This window comes from Sphingopyxis sp., from assembly GCF_036675685.1.
GTDB lineage: Bacteria > Pseudomonadota > Alphaproteobacteria > Sphingomonadales > Sphingomonadaceae > Sphingopyxis.
Genome location: NZ_JAKFEM010000057.1, coordinates 46,482 through 66,305, shown reverse-complemented (window position 1 = coordinate 66,305; position 19,824 = coordinate 46,482). Strand labels below are relative to the sequence as shown.

Sequence of the window (19,824 nt, the reverse complement as noted above, 5' to 3'; positions counted from 1 at the left end):
TATCCGGGATCCTAGGCCAACCGCCCGTCCGCGTCACGCGAAAGAGCCGCACCCCTGGGAGGTGCGGCTCCTTCGCCAGAAGACCGTGGGACGAAGCCATCTGCCTTAGAAACTGAACCGGACCCCCGCCGCGTATCGGGCAAAGCCCGGCTGTACGAAGGTCACATTATTCTTGTGCCGAAGGTGCCCGCGCCGGCCCTCGCCGGTCAGGTTGATCGCCTCGACAAACGCCGTGAAGCCCGGGATGAATTCGTAGCTCGCGCTGGCGTCGATCTGCCAATATTCCTCGGTATAGAAGGGGTTTGGCCCCGTTCCCGCGAGGAATTCATCGCGCCAGTTCCACGCGACACGCGCCTGGAGCCCGTTCTTGTCGTAATAGGCGACCGCGTTGGCGCTGTCGCTGAGGCCGGTCAGCGCGAACTGCGGCACCGTCGATGGCTGCGTGTTGTCGTACGTCGCGCTGCCGTCGACTTTGGTATAGTTCAGGATCACGCCGAAGCCCGTATCCCAGAAGCTGTGCTGGAGCGCGAATTCCCAACCCTCGATCGACGCGGTCTGATCGCTGTTGATCGGCGTCGTGATTTCGAAATTGACCAACGGATCGCCCGGCGCGGCGTTGATGATATTGCCGGTCACCGTGCTCGGGAAGTTGGTGATGATATATTGCCGGATTTGTCCGACCGTCGCGTTCGCGCCGAGCGCCGCCAGCGCAGCATTCCAGCGCGGCCCGCCTATCGGGGTAGTAAGCCCGAAAGCGTTGGAGTCGATGCGCGTCGTCGATATGAAATTGCTCACATCCTTGTGAAAATAACCCACCGAAACATAGCTGTCGCGCGCGTAATACCATTCCGCCGACAGGTCGATATTCTTGGACTTATAGGGAATCAGGCCCGGGTTGCCCTGCGCCCCCGTGCCGCCGCCGACGCGGAACAGCGTATCGATCGTGCGCCCGCCCTGCATGCTGGCATAGTCGGGGCGCGTGATCGTGTGGCTGTAGGACGCGCGTAGCTTGACATTCTCCATCGGCGAGATGTCGAAATCGACCGCGGGCAACCAATTGTCGTACGAGCCCTTGAACCGTGTGAATTCGCTGTCGCCCGAAAAGACGACGTTGAGTTCATTGTCGCCCACCCACCGGGTGGTCACGGGCACCGGCACCAAGGCCGCCGACGAAATATCCGTGGTCTCGTAACGAATACCTGCAACGAAATGCGCCGGGTTCTGGAACAGATCGAACACGGTCGCCACTTGCAGATAGGGCGCCAGCGTTTTTTCCGAGATGCGCCGGTCGGTATTGAAATTGGCAAGGCAGGTGCCCGGCTGGGCCGAACCCGTCGCGGGATTGCTGCATGTCTGGAAATTCTGCTCGACCAGATCGGCCATGCGCTCGAAATCAAAGGCATAGAAGCTCTGGATCATCCCCGACTGGGCGAGACCCGGAAATTTGTCCGGAAGCGTCACGAGCGAAAAAATGTCGTCGGGAATGGTCGATGCCGGACCCGCACCGCCCCAGGTATCGTCGTTCTGGATCGTGCCAAAGGCCGACCGCACCTTGCTGTCGACATAGGATACACCGAAATCGATGCTGTCGAGGAAGCCGCCATCATGGTCATATTGACCGCGGACCTGCACCTGGTTGATCCGGTTCCGGAAATAGGCATTGCGAAAGGCGTTGCCGGTCGGCGTGATCAGCGCGGGATTCAGCGGATCGATACCGGGGTACATTCCATAAGAGATGACCGGCAGATCGTTCTCGAAATTGACCGTCTGATTCTGAACGCCGAACACGGCGTTGCCCAGCGACATGCTCGACCCGAAGCGGTTGACCGGGGTCACCTCTGCGGTCGAATGATGACCGTCGAGTTCGAAGGTTACCCCGCCCGGGCCTTCCCATTCGAGGTTGACGCCCAGCGAGTTGTTCTCTGCGCGATTTTCGATCAGCGCGCCGCTGTATGACAGATCCTTGCCGCCATAGAGCGCATTCGGCCCGGGAACGCCGGTCGGCGCCGCGAACCGCTCGGTGTAAAAGAGCGGGCCGGCGACCGGGCCATCGGTCCACGCGCTCGACGTGTCTTCGTGGTTGAACCACACGCCGACGTTGCTGTTCCGTGTTTCGACGGTATTGCGCGAATAAATATAGTCGACCGTCGCGGTGAAACTGTCGCTGGGGCGGAATTGCAGCACCGCCTGCCCGTTGATGCGTTCGCGATTGATGTCTTCGAGGTTGTAAGACGCGCTTTGCGGTACCTGGTAGACATCGGTCGGGTCGGGCCGGTTGGTGATGTTCGCGGCGCGCGGCGTGCCCGGTTGCGCCAGCGAACCCCAGTTGTTTTCGCTGCCGAGATAGCCGTCGCGCCAGCCGACGCTGGCGGTGTTCGTGCTCGATTTGCGCTTTTGGTATGAGCCAACGAGCACAATGCCGATCGTATCGTCGGCGAAGGTGCTGCTGAAGATGCCCGATACTTCGGGCGTGATCGGTTTGCCCTCGTTGCGCGAGCTATCATACACGCCCTTCACCGACAGGCTGCCGCGCATCCCCGGATTGTCGAGCGGGCGCGGCGTGCGAATATTGATCGTCGAGCCGATGCCGCCCGATTCAATCGTCGCGCGGCCGCTCTTGTAGACTTCGACCGCTGCAATGCCTTCGGAAGCAAGGTTGGCGAAGTCGAACGAACGCGAAGACGGCGGACCGCCACCGTCGCCGATGAGCGCCGTCGGCATCTGACGGCCGTTCAAGGTCACGAGGTTGAATTCGGGACCGAAGCCGCGGACGGTGACCAGCGAGCCTTCACCATTCGAACGATCGATCGACACGCCGGTGATGCGCTGAAGCGACTCGGCGAGGTTGGTGTCGGGGAATTTGCCGATGTCTTCGGCGGAAATCGCGTCGACGACGCCCTGCGCCTCGCGCTTGATGTCGGCCGATGCGGCAAGGCTGGCGCGGATGCCGGTCACGACGATTTCGTCGGGGTTGGCGGCGTCGCCGGCCGGGGCTTCCTGCGCGATGGCGGTTTGCGCCATGCCCATCAAGGCAAATGCCGAAGTGCCCGCCAATATCCTGGCCAACCGAAGCTTGTGCGAAGCCCGCATCCTTTTCCCTCCCAACAAGCCGCTCGTTTTCGGCGGCATTTGTTCAATGTGAACGTTATCTAAATGGGAACGTTCTCATTGTCAACGCGATCATGACTGCATTCCTATGCAATCGGAAGAATATCGGGCGCTAGCGGGCCGGCCGCCCCGGCCGGCCGCGCGTCTTTTGTGTCGGCCATTATTACAGCATCGGATAGGGATAGCTGAGCCCGTAATAGCCGTAGACGGTCCGCCCATATTCGTCGGTATATTCGGGCGTGTCATCGCGCGCATAGCGCGGGGCACCGGTCAGCCTGTCCTTGGCGATGTCGACCACATAGCCGCCCTGGTCGGTGTCATAGGTCAGCATGTCCCAGGGGATCGGATAATGGTCGGTGCCGAGGCCGAACAGGCCGCCGAATTCCATGACGGCATATTCGCTTTTGCCCGATTTTTTGTCGATCATGACATTGGCGATCGTGCCGAGCTTTTCGTTCTGCGGATTATAGACCTTGGTCCCTTCGACCTTGTCCGACGAAATCAGGCGATGGGTTTCGGTGCGTTCGAGCGTGTCGGCCATGAGAATTTCTCCTTTGGCGTCGAGGGCGAAACACAGGCCGGAGGAGCCGGCCGCGCCGCCCCTGTCCGAGCAACGACGCCCGCGCGCCGGAGTTGCTCGGCTCATCGCAAAGGAGGATCTGCTCGAAGTGCGCCGGCCGGTCAGCGGCTCCAGCGTGCGAAGATCGCGGTCGGGAGCAAAAGACCTCGCGCTTCCTCGCGCACCGCGAGTTCGCCGCATTCGACCGTGCCCGGCAAGTCGGCGAAAAGCTGCGCCAGCAACTCGCCGATCGCCAGTGCCGACATGCGCACCGCATAGACGGTGAGGAAGAGCGCGCGGCTGTCTTCGTCGAGGAGCTGGCGGCAGTCGGCAAGCAGCGGCGCGAGCCCCTCCTCGATCTGCCAGCGTTCGCCCCCGGGACCGCGGCCGAACTTCGGCGGGTCGAGCAGGATCGCATCGTAACGCCGCTCGCGCCGCACTTCGCGCGCGGTGAATTTGCCCGCATCGTCGACGATCCAGCGCACCGGCTTGTCGGCCATGCCCGCGAGTTCGGCGTTCTCGCGCGCCTGTCCGACCGACTTCTTCGAGGCATCGACATGGGTGACCGACGCGCCCGCCGCCGCGAGCGCCTGGCTGCCGACCCCGGTATAGCCGAACAGGTTCAGGAAGGCTGGATCGCCCTTGTCGGCGATACGCTCGCGCAGCCAGTCCCATATCGGCGCCATGTCGGGGAAAAAACCGAGGTGGCGAAACGGCGTGCATTGCGCGGTGAAGCGCGTCTCGCGCCAGCCGAGCGGCCAGCCTTCGGCCGGAACCGGCTTGTTGTAATACCAGCGGCCGCCGCCATCGTCGTCGGACGCGGGAATGAACTCGCCGTCGGCGGCTTCCCATTCGCTGGGCGGCAACGCCCGTTTCCACATCGCCTGCGGTTCGGGGCGGATGAAACGAAAACGGCCATAGCGTTCGAGCTTGCGCCCGCCCCCGCTGTCAACCAGCCCATAATCGTCCCACGCTTCGCCGACGAGCGTGACGAGGGGCAGAAGATCAGCCACGCGCCGCTTCCGCGAGGACAAAAGCCTTTACCGCATCATAATCGCCCGGCAGACGTTCGTAGCGCTCTTCGCGGTCGAAGAGGTTGCCGAGCCGCGCGGGGAGCGGCGGACGCATCCCGGTCGCGCGCTCGACCGCTTCGCGGAACTTCGCCGGATGCGCGGTCGCGAGCGTCACGACGGGAATATCGGCATCGATCTCGAGCGCGCGCGCCGCTGCCAGCCCGACGGCGCTGTGCGGATCGATCACCTGCCCGCCATGCTCTTGCGCCCAGCGCAGCGCGAGCGCCATCGCATCACCGTCGATGCTCGCGCTCGAGAAAAGTCCGCCCGCGCCCGCGAGCATGTCGGCGGGAATCGTCATCGCGCGTTTCGCGTCGAACTCGCCCATCATGCCGGTAATCGCGGCGCCATCGCGGCCCGACAGGTCGAAGAGCAGCCGTTCGAAATTGCTGCTGACCTGGATGTCCATGCTCGGCGTCGCGGTCGGCGTCACCGTCCCCGCACTATAGTCGCCGCTGGTGAGCGCGCGGTGGAGGATGTCGTTGACGTTGGTCGCGACGACAAGCCGCGCGATCGGCAGGCCCATCTGCGCCGCGACATAGCCCGCGAACACATCGCCGAAATTGCCCGTCGGCACGCTGAACGCGATCGGGCGGTCGGGGCCGCCGAGCCGGACGGCGGCGTAGAAATAATAGACGACCTGGGCCATCAGCCGTGCCCAGTTGATGCTGTTCACCGCCGACAGGGTCAGCTGGCCCCGCGCCTCTTCATCGCCGAACAGCCGCTTCACCATCGCCTGCGCGTCGTCGAAGCTGCCGTCGATCGCGATATTGTGGACGTTGGGGGCGAGCACCGTCGTCATCTGCCGCCGCTGGACGTCGCTGACGCGGCCTTCGGGATGGAGCATGAAGATGCGGATATGCTCGCGGCCCGCGACCGCCTCGATCGCCGCCGACCCGGTATCGCCCGAGGTCGCGCCGACGATCGTGATGTCGGTATCGCCGCCGCTAAGGAATTTCTCGAACAGCTGGCCGAGCAGTTGCAGCGCGACATCCTTGAACGCCAGCGTCGGGCCGTGGAACAGTTCGAGCAGCCAGTGGCGATGATCGAGCTGGACGAGCGGGGTCACCGCATCATGACTGAAACGACTATAAGCGGCGCGGCAAAGCTCACGTAGCTCGTCCTCGGTCAGCACGCCCTCGACGAAGGGCCGCATGACGCGCACCGCGGTCTCGGCATAGTCGAGGCCCGCAAGCGAATGAATTTCCTCCGCCGACATCTGCGGCCATTTCGCCGGCACATAAAGCCCGCCGTCGCTGGCGAGGCCGGCGAGCGTTGCGGCACGAAAGTCGAGGGTCGGCGCAGAGCCGCGGGTGCTGATATATTCCATGGCGACCCAGCGCCTAGCGGCGCGCCGTCACGCCTGCAAGCGGCGGCGGACTGCGAGAACGTAGATAATCAGCGCGACGAGCGCGAAGAAGAACCATTGGAAGGCATAAGCGAGGTGATTGTTCGGCGTATCCTCAGCCGAGGGCACCGCGCTGGCGCGAAGGCCCGGAGCCGGCGCGTCGGCGATCAGCATCGCGCGCGCGGGCGCCGCCTTGCCCATCAGGCGCTCCATCACCGTCGGCTGTTCGGGGCCCGGAACGATCGTTCCCTGCACGGTGCCGCCCGTCCATTTGGGCGGTGTGAAATCGTCGCCGATCCCGACGTCGACCAGCACGCCCGGCCCCTCGGCGCCGGTCCGGCAGTCGGCGATCATGCGGATGCCCGCCCGCCCCTTCTGGTCGGTGCCGCTGCGCGGATCCCAACGCACGGGTTCGAGGCAGACGATGCTGCTTTTGCGATAGAGAAAGGCGTCGGCAACAGGCGGCAATTCGGGATAGGCGACCATCGACGACATCGCCATGTTGCGTTGGAAGAGCGCGATCAGCGCTTCCTTGTCGCCCTTGCGCTGCAATTGCCAGACGCCGAGCGCGATCATCACTGCGACCGCCGCCAGCACGAGCAAGGTCGGGATCAGCGGCCAGCGCCGCACGGGGGGGGCTGGTTCAGTCATGCTTGTCGTCCATTTGGCGGCCCTCCGCGGCCTGACGCTGATGTTCGCTTGCCAGCAGCGCGCCCTTGCCGACGCGGAGGCCATAAACCACGGCGGCGGCGGTGAGCGGCACCCACAGCACGACATGCACCCACAATGGCGGCCGCACCGCGAAATCGAGCGTCAGCGCGAGTGCGATAAGCAGCGCGCCGATGATGAGGGTCAGGAAGGCGGCAGGGCCATCGCCGACATTGTAGCGGCTGTAATCGAGCCCGCAGGCGCCGCATTTCGCCCGAAACTTCACCGGCCCTTCAAACAAGGTCGATGCGCCGCATTCGGGGCAGAGACCAAAAAGGGCAGCGCGCCAGACCGGCGGCTGCCCCTTTTGGATTTGGCTATCGCTGGGCAATTTAGTGCGCGGCGACCGGCGCGCCCCAGCCGCCCCAGACATAGACGATGATGAAGAGGAACAGCCACACCACGTCGACGAAGTGCCAGTACCAGGCGGCAGCTTCGAAACCGAAATGCTGCTGCGGGGTGAAATGGCCCTTATAGGTGCGGACGAGGCAGACGATCAGGAAGATCGTGCCGACAAGCACGTGGAAGCCGTGGAAGCCGGTCGCCATGAAGAAGGCCGAGCTATAGTTGCTCTGGCCGAAGGCGAACGGCGCCTCGGCATATTCATAGGCCTGGATCGACGAGAAGATCGCACCGAGGATGATCGTCGCCCACAGGCCTTTCTTCAGCCCTTCGCGGTCCCCGTGAATTAGCGCGTGGTGCGCCCAGGTGATCGTCGTGCCCGAGCAGAGCAGGATCATCGTGTTGAGCAGCGGCAGCGAGAAGGCGTCGATGACGTGGATGCCCTTGGGCGGCCACATGGTCATCGCCGCGGCGCCGTCCTGGCCGAACAGCGAGGTGACCGCGCCGTCGACATATTCGATCGGCACCGGGAAGAGCGAGAAGTCGAACCAAGCCCAGAACCAGCCGACGAAGAACATCACTTCGGACGCGATGAACAGGATCATGCCGTAGCGCAGGTGCAGCTGAACAACCGGGGTGTGGTCGCCGGCGTGGGCTTCGTTGATGACGTCCGACCACCAGCTGAAGAAGGTGGCGATCACCCCCATGAAACCGAGGCCGAGAACCCACTTGCCGATCCCGCCGAAATGGTCGGCGTGCATCGACATCACGAGCCCGAAGAACATCACAAGCGCAGCGACCGAGCCGATGAGCGGCCAGACGCTGGGGTTTACGAGGTGGTAGTCATGATGTTTCGCACCGGACATGGCGTTTTTCCCGTTTTTAGCAGCCCCAGCATGACGATTCCCCATCATCTGCCGGTCTAGTTAGACTCTTGTTCGCGGCCTTAGCTCGCCTTTTTACCCCCGTCTACTGGCTCTACAGGGTGGAAGGTGTAGCTCAGCGTGATTTCCTGCACGTCGCGCGCGTCGGGGTCGTCCATGATCTTGGGATCGACGAAGAACAGCACCGGCATGCGGACCTGCTGCCCCGGCTCCAACCGTTGTTCGGTGAAGCAGAAGCACTGGATCTTGGTGAAATATTTGCCCGCCTGGTCGGGCGTGACGTTGAAGCTGGCGGTCCCGACGACGGGGTGCGCCGAATTATTCTCGGCAATGAAGATCGCCATGTCGCGCGCGCCGATACTCACCGTATCGGTCGGATGTTCGGGGTAGAATTTCCACGGCAGGTTCGGCGAGACATTGGCATCGAAGCGGATCGAGATAGTATCTTTCAATATCGCCGGTTCCGCCGCCGCAGCGACCGGATCGAACCGCTGCGTCGTCCCGCCAAAGCCGGTGACGCGGCAGAAGAGGTCGTAAAGCGGCACCGCTGCGAACCCGAGGCCGGTCATCGCGAGCGCGAGCAGCGCTGCGAAGCTGGCGGTCTTCGCGTTCGGGGACATACGCGCGATCACGAGAATATCTGCATCTTTGCGATGGTGATGAAGAAAAAGAGGATCGCGAGCGCGCCGAGCATCCACGCCATCAGATTCGCGCGGCTGCGCTGGCGGCGGCGATATTCGGCCTCGTCAAAGGGTTCTTGATTCGGTTCGTCGGTCATAGCGGCCACCAATGGTCGGCAACAATGGCGCCGAACAATATGAAAAGATAGGCAATCGAATAGGCGAACAGGCGTTTTTCGGGCTGCATCAAATCGCCCTCGCCCGTGGTGCGCGTGCCGACCTGGACCGACAGCACCACGAACAGTGCCGACAGGATCGCGGCGGTCCAGCCGTAGAGCGCGCCGGTGTAGCCGAGCGGCCAGGGCGCTATCGCGGCAGCGGCCATGATCAGCGCATAGAAGAGAATCTGGCGCCGCGTCGACTTCTCGCCCGCAACGACGGGCATCATCGGAATGCCCGCGGCGGCATAGTCCGAGCGCATGAACAGCGCGAGCGCCCAGAAATGCGGCGGCGTCCACAGAAAGATCAGCAGGAACAGCATCACCGGCAGCGGCGCGATCGAGCCCGTCGCGGCAACCCAGCCGATCAGCGGCGGAAACGCCCCGGCAGCCCCGCCGATGACGATATTCTGCGGCGTCCGCGGCTTCAGCCACATCGTATAGACGAAGACGTAGAAGAGGATCGACACGGCAAGCAACAGCGTCGCCTGCCAGTTCGACGCGAACAGCATCAGGAACAGCGAAAAGGCCGCCAGCCCGACGCCGAACTGCAACGCGGTCTGCGGATCGAGGCGTCCGGCGGGAAGCGGCCGGTTCGCCGTCCGCTTCATCTTCGCGTCGAGCCCGGCCTCATACCATTGGTTGAGCGCGCCCGAAGCCCCTGCCCCCAGCGCGATCGCGAGAATCGAGGAGAAAGCGAGCACCGGATGGACAGACACTGGCGCCGCGAGCAGGCCGCACAGCGCGGTGAACACCACCAGCGACATGACACGTGGCTTCGTCAGCGCGAACAGGTCGCGCCAATCGGCGGGTAACGCCGTTTCGCCGTGGGTCAGGCTCTGTGCCATGATAACTCCGGCCTGTAGGGCAACGCCCCCTGCCGGATGTCAGCAGGGGGAGAAACCGGTCAGGCGATACGCGGCAGTTCGTTGAACTGGTGGAACGGCGGCGGGCTCGACAGCGTCCATTCGAGCGTCGTCGCGCCTTCGCCCCACGGATTGTCGGCGGCCTTTTTGCCGGCGAACAGCGAGTAGAGGATGTTCGCGAAGAAGAAGATCATGCCGACGCCCATGATGACATAGCCATAGGACGAGATCAGGTGCCAATAGGCATAGGCTTCCGCATAGTCGGGATAACGGCGCGGCATGCCCTGCTGGCCCAGGAAGTGCTGGGGGAAGAACAGGACGTTGACGCCGATGAAGAAGACCCAGAAGTGGATCTGGCCGAGCGCCTCGTTGTACATCCGGCCCGACATTTTCGGGAACCAGTAATAGAAGCCGGCGAAGAGCGAGAAGACCGCGCCCAACGACAGCACATAATGGAAGTGCGCGACGACATAATAGGTGTCGTGCAAGCTGGTATCGACGCCGCCGTTGGCGAGCAGGACGCCGGTCACACCCCCGACGGTGAACATGAAGATGAAGCCGAGCGACCACATCATCGGCGTCTTGAAGCTCAGCGAGCCGCCCCACATGGTGGCGATCCAGCTGAAGATCTTGATGCCCGTCGGGACCGCGATGACCATCGTCGCGGCGGTGAAATACATCTTCAGGTTCACGCTCATGCCGACGGTGAACATGTGGTGCGCCCACACGATGAAGCCGACGACGCCGATCGCGACCATGGCATAGGCCATGCCGAGATAGCCGAACACCGGCTTTTTGCTGAAGGTCGAGATGATCTGGCTGACCATGCCGAAGCCCGGCAGGATCATGATGTACACTTCGGGGTGGCCGAAGAACCAGAAGAGATGCTGGTAGAGGACGGGGTCGCCGCCGCCGGCCGCATCATAGAAGGTGGTGCCGAAGTTCCGGTCGGTCAGCAGCATGGTGATGGCTGCCGCCAGAACCGGCAGCGCGAGCAGCAGCAGGAAGGCGGTGACGAGCACCGACCACACGAACAGCGGCATCTTGTGCAGCGTCATGCCCGGCGCGCGCATGTTGAAGATCGTGGTGATGAAGTTGATCGCACCGAGGATCGACGCCGCGCCAGCGAGGTGGAGCGAGAAGATCGCCATATCGACCGCGGGTCCAACCGAGCCGCTGGTCGACAGCGGCGCATAGACCGTCCAGCCGGTGCCTGCGCCATTGCCGCTACCCCCGGGTACGAACATCGATCCGCACAGCATGATGAACGCAACGGCCGTCAGCCAGAAGCTGACATTGTTCATGCGCGGGAAGGCCATGTCGGGCGCGCCGATCATCAATGGCACGAACCAGTTGCCGAAGCCGCCGATCATCGCCGGCATGACCATGAAGAACACCATGATCAGGCCGTGCGCCGTAATCATCACGTTCCAGAAATGCTTGGCCGCGGTGATGTCGCTGGCGCCGCCCAGCCACTGTGACATGTAACCCAGATACTGGATGCCGGGATGCGCCAGTTCGAGGCGCATCATGCCCGAAAGCGCGCCGCCGATGATACCCGCGAAGATCGCGAAGATCAGGTAGAGGGTGCCGATGTCCTTGTGGTTCGTCGACATGAACCAGCGGACGAAGAAGCCCGGGGTGTCGTGATCATGGTCGTCATGCGCGTGATCGGCATGGCCATGGGCGGGTGCAGTTGCAGCAATATCGGTCATCTGTCGGACCCCTTATTATTTCTTGGCGGCCGGGGCGGCGGCGGGAGCCGCTGCGGGCGCAGCGTCGGGTGCGGCTTGGGTCGGGGCGGCTGCCGGTGTCGCGGCGGGAGCCGCGGCAACGGGTGCCGGCGCGGCTGCGGCAGGAGCCGCGGCCACCGGGCCAGCCGGATTACCGCCCTTCGAGCGGACCCAGGCTTCCCATTTGTCGACCGGGAGAACCTCGACGGCGATCGGCATATAGCCATGATCGACGCCGCACAGTTCCGAGCACTGGCCGTAGTAAACGCCGACCTTGGTCGCGGTGAAGGTCGTTTCGTTGGCGCGGCCGGGGACCGCGTCCATCTTGGTCCAGAACGCCGGAACCGCAAAGCTGTGGATCACGTCGGCGCCCGTGATGATCAGTTTCACCTGACGGCCGACGGGGACGACCATGCGGTTGTCGACGGCGAGGTGATAGGGTTCGCCGGCGGCCTTGGCCTTGTCCTCGGGCAGGATCTTCGAGACATATTCGGCGATACCCTGATCGGGATAGGCATAGCCCCAATACCACTGATACCCCGTGACCTTGATCGTCAGCGCTGCCTTCGACGGCGGCTCATATTGCGCCGCGAGCAAGCGGATCGACGGGACCGCGATCACCGCAAGGATCAGCACCGGAATGGCGGTCCAGATGATTTCGATGAAAGTGTTGTGGGTCGTTTTCGACGGCACCGGGTTGGCGCCCTCCCGAAACCGGAACGCGACATAAATGAGCAGCCCGAGAACCAATACCGAAATGCCGACCATCACCCACAGCAGGATATTGCTGGTGAACCAGTAAGCCTGCTCGCCAATCGGGCTGACCTGCGGCTGGAAATCGATGCCCGCGTCGACCGGCTGGCCAACCCCGGCGGTCGGCTTCATCGGAACGTAAGTGGCGTCGCCGGCCGGAGCGGCAGCCGTCGTCGCGGCGGGCGCCGTTGCCGGCGCTGCGGTCGGAGCAGCCGTCGGAGCCGGATTCGCCGCTGTCGTTGCGACAGGGGCTTCGGCCGGGGCCGTCGCGGGTGCCTGCGCATGACCGGCGCCGATCGCGCCGAGCGACAAAGCTGCCGCAATTACAAGGGTTTTCAAGCTCTTCATAAGGATAGTGCCGCCCGTTGCCTGTTGTTCTTATGATGCTTCATCCCCCCTGCTGCAGCGGCCGGACATAGGTCCGGGCAGCCGGCGGAGGGGCTGAATCTCGCGGGCGCTATAGACCCGCTTGCCGCTTGCCTCAAGCATCTCTAACACTATTTTGCGGCAGGCAAATCTTCGCCGCCAAAACCCGGTCGCCCGCAACGGGCGACGCACTGGATAAAAGAACAATCCCCGATGACCGATGATGAAATCCTGGCCGAATTCCGCGCCGCCGAGGCCTTGCTGCAGGGCCACTTCCTTCTCTCCTCCGGCCGCCACAGCGAATATTATCTGCAATGCGCGCGCGTGTTGATGGATACCGAACGCGCCGGGCGGCTCGCCGTGGCGCTTGCCGCGAAGCTGCCGCGCGAGCTCAAGCAGGCGATCGATGTCGTGGTTTCGCCCGCGATGGGCGGCGTCATCATCGGGCATGAAATGGGCCGTGCGCTCGGCAAGCCCGCCATTTTCGTCGAACGCCCGACGGGCACCTTCGAACTGCGCCGTGGCTTCACGATCGACCCCGGCGCCAAGATACTGATGGTCGAGGATGTCGTGACCACGGGCCTGTCGTCGCGCGAAGCGATGGACACGGTGCGCGCCGCGGGCGGCGAGATCCTCGCCGAGGCCGCGCTGGTCGATCGATCGGCGGGCAGCGTCGACCTCGGCGTTCCCTTCTACCCGCTCGTCGCGATCAATTTCCCGACCTATGCCGAGGACGAGCTTCCCGAAGCGCTCGCGGCGACCTCCGCAATCAAGCCGGGGAGCCGCGCGAATTGATCTTGCGCCTGCCCGTTCTGGCGGCGCTGCTGCTCGCCGCTGCGCCCGCGATGGCCGCGCCTGGCGGAACGGACAGCATCAAGACGCGGGCCGAGGCGGCCGCCTTCGATGGCACGATCCTGATCGGCGAGTCCGACGGCACCTACAGGATCGTGACCGTCGGCGCCGACCCGGTGACACCCGGCGCAGTGTGGCGCTGGGCATCGATCACGAAGCAGCTTGCCGCTGTGCTGACGATGCAGGAAGTCGCCAAGGGCACGATCGACCTCGATGCGCCGGTCAGCCGCTATTGGCCCGAATGGCGCGCGCCAGAAGCATCGCGCATCCGCATTCGCGATTTGATGCTGCATGACAGTGGCCTGCCGCAGCCCGACGAAAGCAGTCCGGATACCCAGGGCATCCCGTCTTTTTATCGCACGGCGGCCGCGTCGCCGCGCGAATCTGCGAACGGATACTGCGCCGGGCCGGCTCGCGCCCAGCCGCCGGCCAAGTTCGAATATAACAACTGCGACACGATCGTTATGGCCGAGGTCCTGCGCCGGGTGACCCGAAAGGATTTCGAGGCGCTGGTCGCAGAGCGGCTCGCAAAGCCGCTGCGCCTTGAAAGCCTCGGCATCTATCGCCTGAGCGAAGACGCGGCGAAGCATGTCCGCCCGACCGGCGAATATGCCAGCCTCGACCCGCTGCTGAACATGGGGGTCTATGGTGCGTCGGGCGGTGCCTATGGCACCATCGCCGACCTATGGCGCTTCGACCATGCACTGATGCGCGGCGACCTTCTTTCCGCCGAAGCGCGCGAAACGATGTGGACAAGCGAGAAAAGCAACGGCTTCTACGGCTTTTTCCAGTGGATTTTCCCAGCCAGGCTAGTGGGCTGTCCCGGAGAGGTTCGCGTCGTCGAACGCCAGGGCCTGATTGCCGGAATCGAACTTCGCAACTATCTGCTCCCCGAAAGCGGACGCGCCGTGATCTTTTTCTCGCGCCACCGTCCCGCCGATTATGGAGATCCCTGGGAAGCCAAAGGTTTCGCCTTTGACATCCTGTCGCAGGTGCAATGCAAATGACCCAACGGTTACGGCTCGGCGTCAACATCGATCATGTCGCGACGATCCGCAACGCACGCGGCGGCGAGCATCCCGATCCGGTGCGCGCGGCGGAGATCGTCGCGGCGGTCGGCGGCGACGGGATTACCGCGCATCTGCGCGAAGACCGGCGCCATATCCGCGACGACGACCTGGCGCGCATCCAGGCGGCGACCGACCTGCCGCTGAACCTCGAGATGGCGGCGACCGACGAGATGGTCGAGATCGCGCTGCGTCATAGCCCGCACGCCGCCTGCATCGTCCCCGAAAAGCGCGAAGAGCGCACGACCGAGGGCGGGCTCGATGCGGCGGGGCAGCATAATCACCTCGCCCCCATGGTCGCGCGGCTGAACGACGCGGGCATCCGCGTCAGCCTGTTCATCGAGCCCGACGCGCGGCAGATCGAGGCCGCGATGCGGCTGCGCGCGCCCGTCGTCGAATTCCACACCGGCCGCTACGCGCATGTCGAAGGTGAGGAGCGCGCCGTGGAACTCCGCCGCCTCGCCGATGCCGCCGCGCTCGCGTGGAAGAATGGCATCGAACCGCACGCGGGGCACGGCCTGACCTATGACAATGTCGTGCCCGTCGCAGCGATCCCGCAGCTCGCCGAGCTCAACATCGGTCATTATCTGATCGGCGAGGCGATCTTCACCGGGCTCGATCCCGCCGTGCGCCGGATGCGTGCGCTGATGGATGAGGCGCGAGGCGCGTTGTGATCATCGGCCTCGGCTCCGACCTCTGTAATATAGAGCGTATCCAGGCGTCGCTCGACCGCTTCGGCGAGCGGTTCGAAAATCGCGTGTTCACCGAGGTCGAGCGCGCCAAGGCGGCGCGGCGCCCCTTCACCCGCGCCGGCACGTACGCCAAGCGCTTCGCCGCCAAGGAAGCCTTCTCGAAAGCCGTCGGCACGGGCTTCAAGCGCGGGGTGTTCATGAAAGACATCGGCGTCGTCAACGCGCCGTCGGGCGCGCCGACGCTGGCGCTGACCGGCGGCGCCGCCGCGCGGCTCGCGACGATGATCCCGCCCGGCCACACCGCACATATCCATTTGACGCTGACCGACGACCATCCGTGGGCGCAGGCCTTTGTCATCATCGAAGCAATCAAGGACTGAAATCGAAATGGCGAAAAGCGGCGCGAGAAAAGGGGCAAAGGATGACGGGGGCTGGGGCAAGCTGATCCGCGATGTCGTGGTGATTCTACTCCTCGTGCTCGGCATCCACAGCTGCGTCGCCAAGCCCTTCTATATCCCGTCCGATTCGATGATGCCGGTGCTGCGCAACGGCGACCGGCTGATCGTCAGCAAATATCCCTATGGCTGGTCCTATTCCTCGGTCAGCTTCCACCTCGCGCCGAAGGTGGCCGGCCGCTGGTTCGCCCAGCTGCCCGAACGCGGCGACATCGTCGTGCTCGAGCATCCGGTAACGCGGATCGACTATATCAAGCGCGTCATCGGCCTGCCTGGCGATACGATCGCGCTCCGGAACGGCGAACTCAGCATCAACGGCAAGCCGGTGAAGCGCGAGGTCCAGCCGATGCTGTCGATCCCGGTCGACCCGAACCTGCCCGGGCCCGACAGCAGCCTCTTCCGCTTCGTGACCCGCAGCCCGGGCGGAAAGGAAATATTGGAGCTTCCGATCGTCCGCGAAACGCTACCCGGCGGCGCGACCTTCGACACGATCGATATGGGGCCGGGTTACTCGACCGACGATTATGCGCCGATTAAAGTGCCCGCCAATCATCTGTTCCTGATGGGCGACAACCGCGACGGCAGCGCCGACAGCCGCGTCGCGACCGAGCTCAAGGGCCTTGGCGGCCCCGTCCCCTTCGACGCGATCGCAGGACGCGCCGAGATCATCAGTTTTTCGACCGACGGAACGGCCGAGTGGTATAACCCGCTCAGTTGGTTCAATGCTTTGCGTTCGGGGCGCGCGGGAACCGACCTGCGGCCCGAACGCGACAGCAATACAAAATAGGGAGTGAGGGCATGGCGGCCACGAAAAGAACAGCCGGAACGCGCGCCGCAGCCCCCGCCGACACGCACACCGAAGCGCCCGGCCCCACCGAGATTCGCAGCCAGCTCGTCCGCATCGAGCTTTTGAAGGCTGGCGTCTGGCTGGGCCTCGCGCTCTTGATCGGCATCTGCATCATCCTCGTCCAGCCGATCCTGCTGATTTTTGCCGGCATCGTCATGGCATCGATGCTCGACGGCGGGGCGCGCCTGCTCGGCCGTGTGTTGCCGATCGGGCGCGGTTGGCGGCTGCTGATCGTCTGCCTGACGCTCGTCGCTTTCCTGCTATGGACCGTGATGTTCGCGGGCTCGCAGATCGCCGATCAGGCCGCGACCTTGCAAAAGGTCGTGATGGCGCAGGTCGAGCGCATCGCGGCGTGGGCGAGTGCGCATGGCATGGGCAATCTGCAGCTCGACACGAAAACGATCACCGACAACCTCGCCGGCACGTTCGGACGCGTCACCGCCGCGGTCGGCACGGTGCTGGGCGGGCTCACCAGCCTCGTCATGATCCTCGTCCTCGGCATCTTCATCGCGATCGAGCCGCGGCTTTACGAGCGCGGTGTCGCCTGGATGCTGCCGATGAAAGCTCGTGAGAATTTCTATATCACCACCGCGCGGATGGGCTTCACGCTGCGCCGGCTGATGGCCGGGCGCCTGCTCGGCATGCTGGTCGAGGGGATCGGGACGTGGCTCGCGTGCCTTGCGGTCGGTATTCCGATGGCGGCGCTGATGGGCCTGCTCACCGGGCTGCTCGCCTTCATCCCCAATATCGGCGCGATCGTATCGGGCGTACTGCTCGTGCTCGTCGGTTTTTCGGCGGGGACCGACACCGGCCTTTACGCGATCCTGATCTATTTTGTCGTCCAGACGGTCGATGGCTATCTGATCGTCCCGATGGTCGCGAAGAAGACGGTCGACCTCGCCCCCGCGCTCGTCCTCGGCGCGCAGATCCTGTTCGGCGCGCTGCTCGGGCTTATGGGGTTGTTTCTTGCCGATCCGATCATCGCGATGATCAAGGTCGCGCTGGAGCGCGAGGCCGAACGCAATGCCGGGGCGCAGGCCGATACGAAAACGGCGGCGATAAATCCAACCTAGCCAAATGCCGTCGCCCCCGCGAAGGCGGGGGCCGCTATCGGCCTAGCGCCAGGTTGCCAGCGGCCCCCGCCTTCGCGGGGGCGACGGCTATATTACGGCTGCGGTGCGCCGGGCGGAGGCCCGGCCGGACCACCGGGCGCGCCGCCGGGGCCGCCCTGCATCATCTGTTGCTGCTGCATCATCTGCTGCTGTTGCTGCATCTGCTGCTGCATCGCGCGAACCTCAGCCTCCGAACGGAAATCGAGCAGCGTCACGGCGAAATGCAGCGTGCTGCCCGCGGGGATCGGTCCGACGGCGCGATCGCCATAGCCGAGCTGCGCCGGGATGGTGATTTTGTACTCGCCGCCCTTCTTCATGCGGGTCAGCGCTTCGGAAAAGCCCGGAACGACCTGTGCGACCTGCATCGGCGCCTGTTCGTTCGCATCGAAGACAGTGCCATCGTCGAGCTTGCCTTCATATTTCACCAGCACGACGTCGGCCTTGGTCGGACTGTTCCCCGTGCCTTCCTTGACGACCTCGAACCCGATGCGCGGGGTCATATGCCAGGCAAAGGCCGCGCCGAGGGCGAGCAGCGCCGCGAGGCCGAACCACATCAGCCATAAGCCGCCCTTGCTTACCGGGCGCAATGGAACTGTCGTCACGCTCATTTCAGCTGATCCTTCCGCAGGCGCCCGCGGGCGCAAATGTTGGCGAGGCCTATAGGCGGTGCGGCGAGGAACGGTCCAGAGGCAATTAATCGTAAGCCCGAATGTTCTCTTCGGGGTGGAGAAGCTGCCACCCCCTTTCGTCATCCCGGGCTTGACCCGGGATCCCGCTTTTCTGACGCCAGGCCAAGCTTTGACCTCAAGCGGGACCCCGGATCAAGTCCGGGGTGACGAGATATGAAATGTCGCCGGCCGGTCGCAAACCGCCAACCACGCCTCGACCCAACGAAAAAGGGCGCTGCGTTGCCGCAGCGCCCTTTTCACGATCAGGATCCCGAACGGGAGACGGTCTTACTTGATACCGTCGCGCTCCATCCGCTTGCGCTCCATCTTGCGGGCGCGGCGGACAGCAGCGGCGTGCTCGCGCGCGCGCTTTTCGCTGGGCTTCTCGTAATGACGGCGCAGCTTCATTTCGCGATACACGCCCTCACGCTGCAGCTTCTTCTTGAGCGCGCGAAGGGCCTGGTCGACATTATTGTCGCGAACGATGATCTGCATACGCCGTGTCGTCTCCTGTTCGTCAAAACGGTCGCGGCCACCGGATGGATCCGGTTCGCCATAAACCGCCGATATTCGGGCAATAAAAAGAGCGCCGCGATCACGCGACGTTCCGATGCGCCGCCAACTAGAGAGATTCGCGAAAAAATGCAAGCCCTCGTGCGGCGAACCGCGCTTGCCGCGCCCCAGTCGCACCATGAGACCGCCCTGCCCGCTGACGGGATTGTGCCGGGCCCTTACCTTATGGCATAGGTAGCAGGACGAAACTAACATCATAATGAGGGACAGGCCATGGCGACCCAGCTCAAGCGCAACAGCAAATATAGCGAAGCCGAATGGACGGCGCGGCAGGAGCTTGCCGCCTGCTACCGCATCTTCGCGATGATGGGCTGGGACGAGATGATCTTCAACCATATCACGGTGAAGGTCCCCGACGAGGAAGGCGCCTTCCTGATCAACCCCTATGGCCTGCATTTCAGCGAAGTGACCGCATCGAACCTGATCAAGATCGACATCGACGGCAACAAGGTCGACGCGGATAATCCCTGGCACGTCAACAAGGCCGGCTTCGTCCAGCACAGCCTGTTCCACCGTGTCCTGCCCGACGCGCACGCGATCATCCACACGCACACCACCGCGACGGTCGCGGTCTGCGCGCTCGAAGGCGGGCTGCAGCCGGTCAATTTCTATGCCTGCAATTTCGCCGGCCAGCTCGCCTATCATGATTTCGAGGGCGTGACGGTGCGCGAGGAGGAGGGCGAGCGGCTGGTCCAGAACCTCGGCGACAAGCGTATCCTCATGCTCAAGAACCACGGCCCCGTCGTGATGGGCAAGACGCTGAGCGAAGCCTTCATCAAATATTGGGCGCTGCAGCGCGCGTGCGAGATCCAGCTCGCAACGATGAGCATGGGCAAGCCGATCACCGTCCCGAACGAGGTGATCGCGGTCCACCAGCGCGACCTGTTCATGGCCTCGATCCCCGGACAGGCGGGCAAGGCCGAATTCGACGCGATGGTGCGCAAGGTCGACAAGATCGACACAAGCTGGCGTGACTAATC

General features: G+C 63.9%; 21 protein-coding genes. 7 read left to right on the top strand and 14 right to left on the bottom strand.

What is annotated here, in order from left to right; all coding sequences use genetic code 11:
* Positions 1–105: 105 nt before the first annotated feature.
* The 12 genes from V6M50_RS18950 to coxB form a co-directional block, all read right to left on the bottom strand.
* Positions 106–3,090, bottom strand: a complete 2,985-nt coding sequence (locus V6M50_RS18950; RefSeq protein ID WP_443030543.1) for a TonB-dependent receptor — start codon at positions 3,088–3,090, stop codon at positions 106–108.
* A gap of 181 nt (positions 3,091–3,271) precedes the next feature.
* Positions 3,272–3,649: a PRC-barrel domain-containing protein gene (locus V6M50_RS18945; RefSeq protein ID WP_332820139.1), complete on the bottom strand. Its 378-nt coding sequence runs from the start codon at positions 3,647–3,649 to the stop codon at positions 3,272–3,274.
* 140 nt (positions 3,650–3,789) lie between these two features.
* Entirely contained in the window at positions 3,790–4,668 is an 879-nt protein-coding gene (locus tag V6M50_RS18940) for a class I SAM-dependent methyltransferase (RefSeq protein WP_332820288.1), read from the bottom strand.
* Positions 4,669–4,672: 4 nt separating this feature from the next.
* Positions 4,673–6,070 carry a threonine synthase gene (gene thrC, locus V6M50_RS18935; RefSeq protein WP_332820138.1) on the bottom strand — a complete coding sequence of 466 codons (1,398 nt, stop codon included), beginning with the start codon at positions 6,068–6,070 and terminating at the stop codon, positions 4,673–4,675.
* 27 nt (positions 6,071–6,097) lie between these two features.
* The gene (locus tag V6M50_RS18930) at positions 6,098–6,739 is read right to left on the bottom strand and encodes an SURF1 family protein (protein WP_332820137.1); all 642 of its coding nucleotides are present in this window, start codon (positions 6,737–6,739) and stop codon (positions 6,098–6,100) included.
* On the bottom strand, positions 6,732–7,169 hold the full coding sequence (locus tag V6M50_RS18925) for a DUF983 domain-containing protein (protein ID WP_443030542.1): 438 nt from the start codon (positions 7,167–7,169) through the stop codon (positions 6,732–6,734). Before V6M50_RS18925 ends, V6M50_RS18930 begins: the two co-directional genes overlap by 8 nt.
* Positions 7,129–8,004, bottom strand: a complete 876-nt coding sequence (locus V6M50_RS18920; protein ID WP_332820135.1) for a cytochrome c oxidase subunit 3 — start codon at positions 8,002–8,004, stop codon at positions 7,129–7,131. Before V6M50_RS18920 ends, V6M50_RS18925 begins: the two co-directional genes overlap by 41 nt.
* Positions 8,005–8,084: 80 nt before the next feature.
* The gene (locus V6M50_RS18915; RefSeq protein WP_332820134.1) at positions 8,085–8,642 is read right to left on the bottom strand and encodes a cytochrome c oxidase assembly protein; all 558 of its coding nucleotides are present in this window, start codon (positions 8,640–8,642) and stop codon (positions 8,085–8,087) included.
* Positions 8,643–8,650: 8 nt separating this feature from the next.
* Positions 8,651–8,800: a hypothetical protein gene (locus V6M50_RS18910; protein WP_332820133.1), complete on the bottom strand. Its 150-nt coding sequence runs from the start codon at positions 8,798–8,800 to the stop codon at positions 8,651–8,653.
* Positions 8,797–9,708: a heme o synthase gene (locus tag V6M50_RS18905; protein WP_332820132.1), complete on the bottom strand. Its 912-nt coding sequence runs from the start codon at positions 9,706–9,708 to the stop codon at positions 8,797–8,799. Before V6M50_RS18905 ends, V6M50_RS18910 begins: the two co-directional genes overlap by 4 nt.
* Before the next feature lie 59 nt (positions 9,709–9,767).
* On the bottom strand, positions 9,768–11,441 hold the full coding sequence (gene ctaD, locus V6M50_RS18900) for a cytochrome c oxidase subunit I (protein WP_332820131.1): 1,674 nt from the start codon (positions 11,439–11,441) through the stop codon (positions 9,768–9,770).
* 15 nt (positions 11,442–11,456) lie between these two features.
* A complete protein-coding gene (gene coxB, locus V6M50_RS18895; RefSeq protein WP_332820130.1) occupies positions 11,457–12,560 on the bottom strand; it encodes a cytochrome c oxidase subunit II in 1,104 nt (367 codons plus the stop codon).
* 231 nt (positions 12,561–12,791) lie between these two features.
* Here coxB and pyrE point away from each other — a divergent pair, with 231 nt between their 5' ends.
* Genes pyrE through V6M50_RS18865 form a run of 6 tightly spaced genes read left to right on the top strand, consistent with a single transcriptional unit; the run spans position 12,792 to position 17,564 of the window.
* Positions 12,792–13,373: an orotate phosphoribosyltransferase gene (gene pyrE / locus V6M50_RS18890; RefSeq protein WP_332820129.1), complete on the top strand. Its 582-nt coding sequence runs from the start codon at positions 12,792–12,794 to the stop codon at positions 13,371–13,373.
* Positions 13,370–14,437, top strand: a complete 1,068-nt coding sequence (locus V6M50_RS18885) for a serine hydrolase domain-containing protein (RefSeq protein WP_332820128.1) — start codon at positions 13,370–13,372, stop codon at positions 14,435–14,437. The genes pyrE and V6M50_RS18885 overlap by 4 nt, the downstream gene beginning before the upstream one ends.
* Complete coding sequence (locus V6M50_RS18880; protein ID WP_332820127.1) at positions 14,434–15,171, top strand: pyridoxine 5'-phosphate synthase; 738 nt, start codon at positions 14,434–14,436, stop codon at positions 15,169–15,171. The genes V6M50_RS18885 and V6M50_RS18880 overlap by 4 nt, the downstream gene beginning before the upstream one ends.
* Entirely contained in the window at positions 15,168–15,569 is a 402-nt protein-coding gene (acpS, locus tag V6M50_RS18875; protein WP_332820126.1) for a holo-ACP synthase, read from the top strand. The genes V6M50_RS18880 and acpS overlap by 4 nt, the downstream gene beginning before the upstream one ends.
* Before the next feature lie 7 nt (positions 15,570–15,576).
* Positions 15,577–16,431 (top strand): signal peptidase I, encoded by an 855-nt coding sequence (gene lepB, locus V6M50_RS18870; RefSeq protein ID WP_332820125.1) that lies wholly within the window; start codon positions 15,577–15,579, stop codon positions 16,429–16,431.
* 11 nt (positions 16,432–16,442) lie between these two features.
* The gene (locus V6M50_RS18865) at positions 16,443–17,564 is read left to right on the top strand and encodes an AI-2E family transporter (RefSeq protein WP_332820124.1); all 1,122 of its coding nucleotides are present in this window, start codon (positions 16,443–16,445) and stop codon (positions 17,562–17,564) included.
* Between the two features lie 92 nt (positions 17,565–17,656).
* Here the strand turns inward: V6M50_RS18865 and V6M50_RS18860 are convergent, their stop codons facing one another.
* A complete protein-coding gene (locus V6M50_RS18860; RefSeq protein WP_332820123.1) occupies positions 17,657–18,211 on the bottom strand; it encodes an FKBP-type peptidyl-prolyl cis-trans isomerase in 555 nt (184 codons plus the stop codon).
* 348 nt (positions 18,212–18,559) lie between these two features.
* Positions 18,560–18,766 carry a 30S ribosomal protein S21 gene (gene rpsU, locus V6M50_RS18855; protein ID WP_037510267.1) on the bottom strand — a complete coding sequence of 69 codons (207 nt, stop codon included), beginning with the start codon at positions 18,764–18,766 and terminating at the stop codon, positions 18,560–18,562.
* A gap of 291 nt (positions 18,767–19,057) precedes the next feature.
* Between rpsU and V6M50_RS18850 the strand changes: the two genes are divergently transcribed.
* Positions 19,058–19,822: a class II aldolase/adducin family protein gene (locus V6M50_RS18850; RefSeq protein ID WP_332820122.1), complete on the top strand. Its 765-nt coding sequence runs from the start codon at positions 19,058–19,060 to the stop codon at positions 19,820–19,822.
* Positions 19,823–19,824: the final 2 nt, after the last annotated feature.

Bases quoted from the DNA above. Each gene is read 5' to 3' on its own strand.
- V6M50_RS18850 (WP_332820122.1), top strand. From the start codon at position 19,058: ATGGCGACCCAGCTCAAGCGCAACAGCAAATATAGCGAAGCCGAATGG.
- V6M50_RS18930 (WP_332820137.1), bottom strand. From the start codon at position 6,739: ATGACTGAACCAGCCCCCCCCGTGCGGCGCTGGCCGCTGATCCCGACC.
- V6M50_RS18915 (WP_332820134.1), bottom strand. From the start codon at position 8,642: ATGTCCCCGAACGCGAAGACCGCCAGCTTCGCAGCGCTGCTCGCGCTC.
- V6M50_RS18925 (WP_443030542.1), bottom strand. From the start codon at position 7,169: ATGTCTGGGGCGGCTGGGGCGCGCCGGTCGCCGCGCACTAAATTGCCC.
- V6M50_RS18950 (WP_443030543.1), bottom strand. From the start codon at position 3,090: ATGCGGGCTTCGCACAAGCTTCGGTTGGCCAGGATATTGGCGGGCACT.
- V6M50_RS18905 (WP_332820132.1), bottom strand. From the start codon at position 9,708: ATGGCACAGAGCCTGACCCACGGCGAAACGGCGTTACCCGCCGATTGG.
- V6M50_RS18945 (WP_332820139.1), bottom strand. From the start codon at position 3,649: ATGGCCGACACGCTCGAACGCACCGAAACCCATCGCCTGATTTCGTCG.
- ctaD (WP_332820131.1), bottom strand. From the start codon at position 11,441: ATGACCGATATTGCTGCAACTGCACCCGCCCATGGCCATGCCGATCAC.
- V6M50_RS18910 (WP_332820133.1), bottom strand. From the start codon at position 8,800: ATGACCGACGAACCGAATCAAGAACCCTTTGACGAGGCCGAATATCGC.
- V6M50_RS18920 (WP_332820135.1), bottom strand. From the start codon at position 8,004: ATGTCCGGTGCGAAACATCATGACTACCACCTCGTAAACCCCAGCGTC.
- pyrE (WP_332820129.1), top strand. From the start codon at position 12,792: ATGACCGATGATGAAATCCTGGCCGAATTCCGCGCCGCCGAGGCCTTG.
- rpsU (WP_037510267.1), bottom strand. From the start codon at position 18,766: ATGCAGATCATCGTTCGCGACAATAATGTCGACCAGGCCCTTCGCGCG.
- thrC (WP_332820138.1), bottom strand. From the start codon at position 6,070: ATGGAATATATCAGCACCCGCGGCTCTGCGCCGACCCTCGACTTTCGT.
- V6M50_RS18880 (WP_332820127.1), top strand. From the start codon at position 14,434: ATGACCCAACGGTTACGGCTCGGCGTCAACATCGATCATGTCGCGACG.
- V6M50_RS18865 (WP_332820124.1), top strand. From the start codon at position 16,443: ATGGCGGCCACGAAAAGAACAGCCGGAACGCGCGCCGCAGCCCCCGCC.
- V6M50_RS18860 (WP_332820123.1), bottom strand. From the start codon at position 18,211: ATGAGCGTGACGACAGTTCCATTGCGCCCGGTAAGCAAGGGCGGCTTA.
- coxB (WP_332820130.1), bottom strand. From the start codon at position 12,560: ATGAAGAGCTTGAAAACCCTTGTAATTGCGGCAGCTTTGTCGCTCGGC.
- lepB (WP_332820125.1), top strand. From the start codon at position 15,577: ATGGCGAAAAGCGGCGCGAGAAAAGGGGCAAAGGATGACGGGGGCTGG.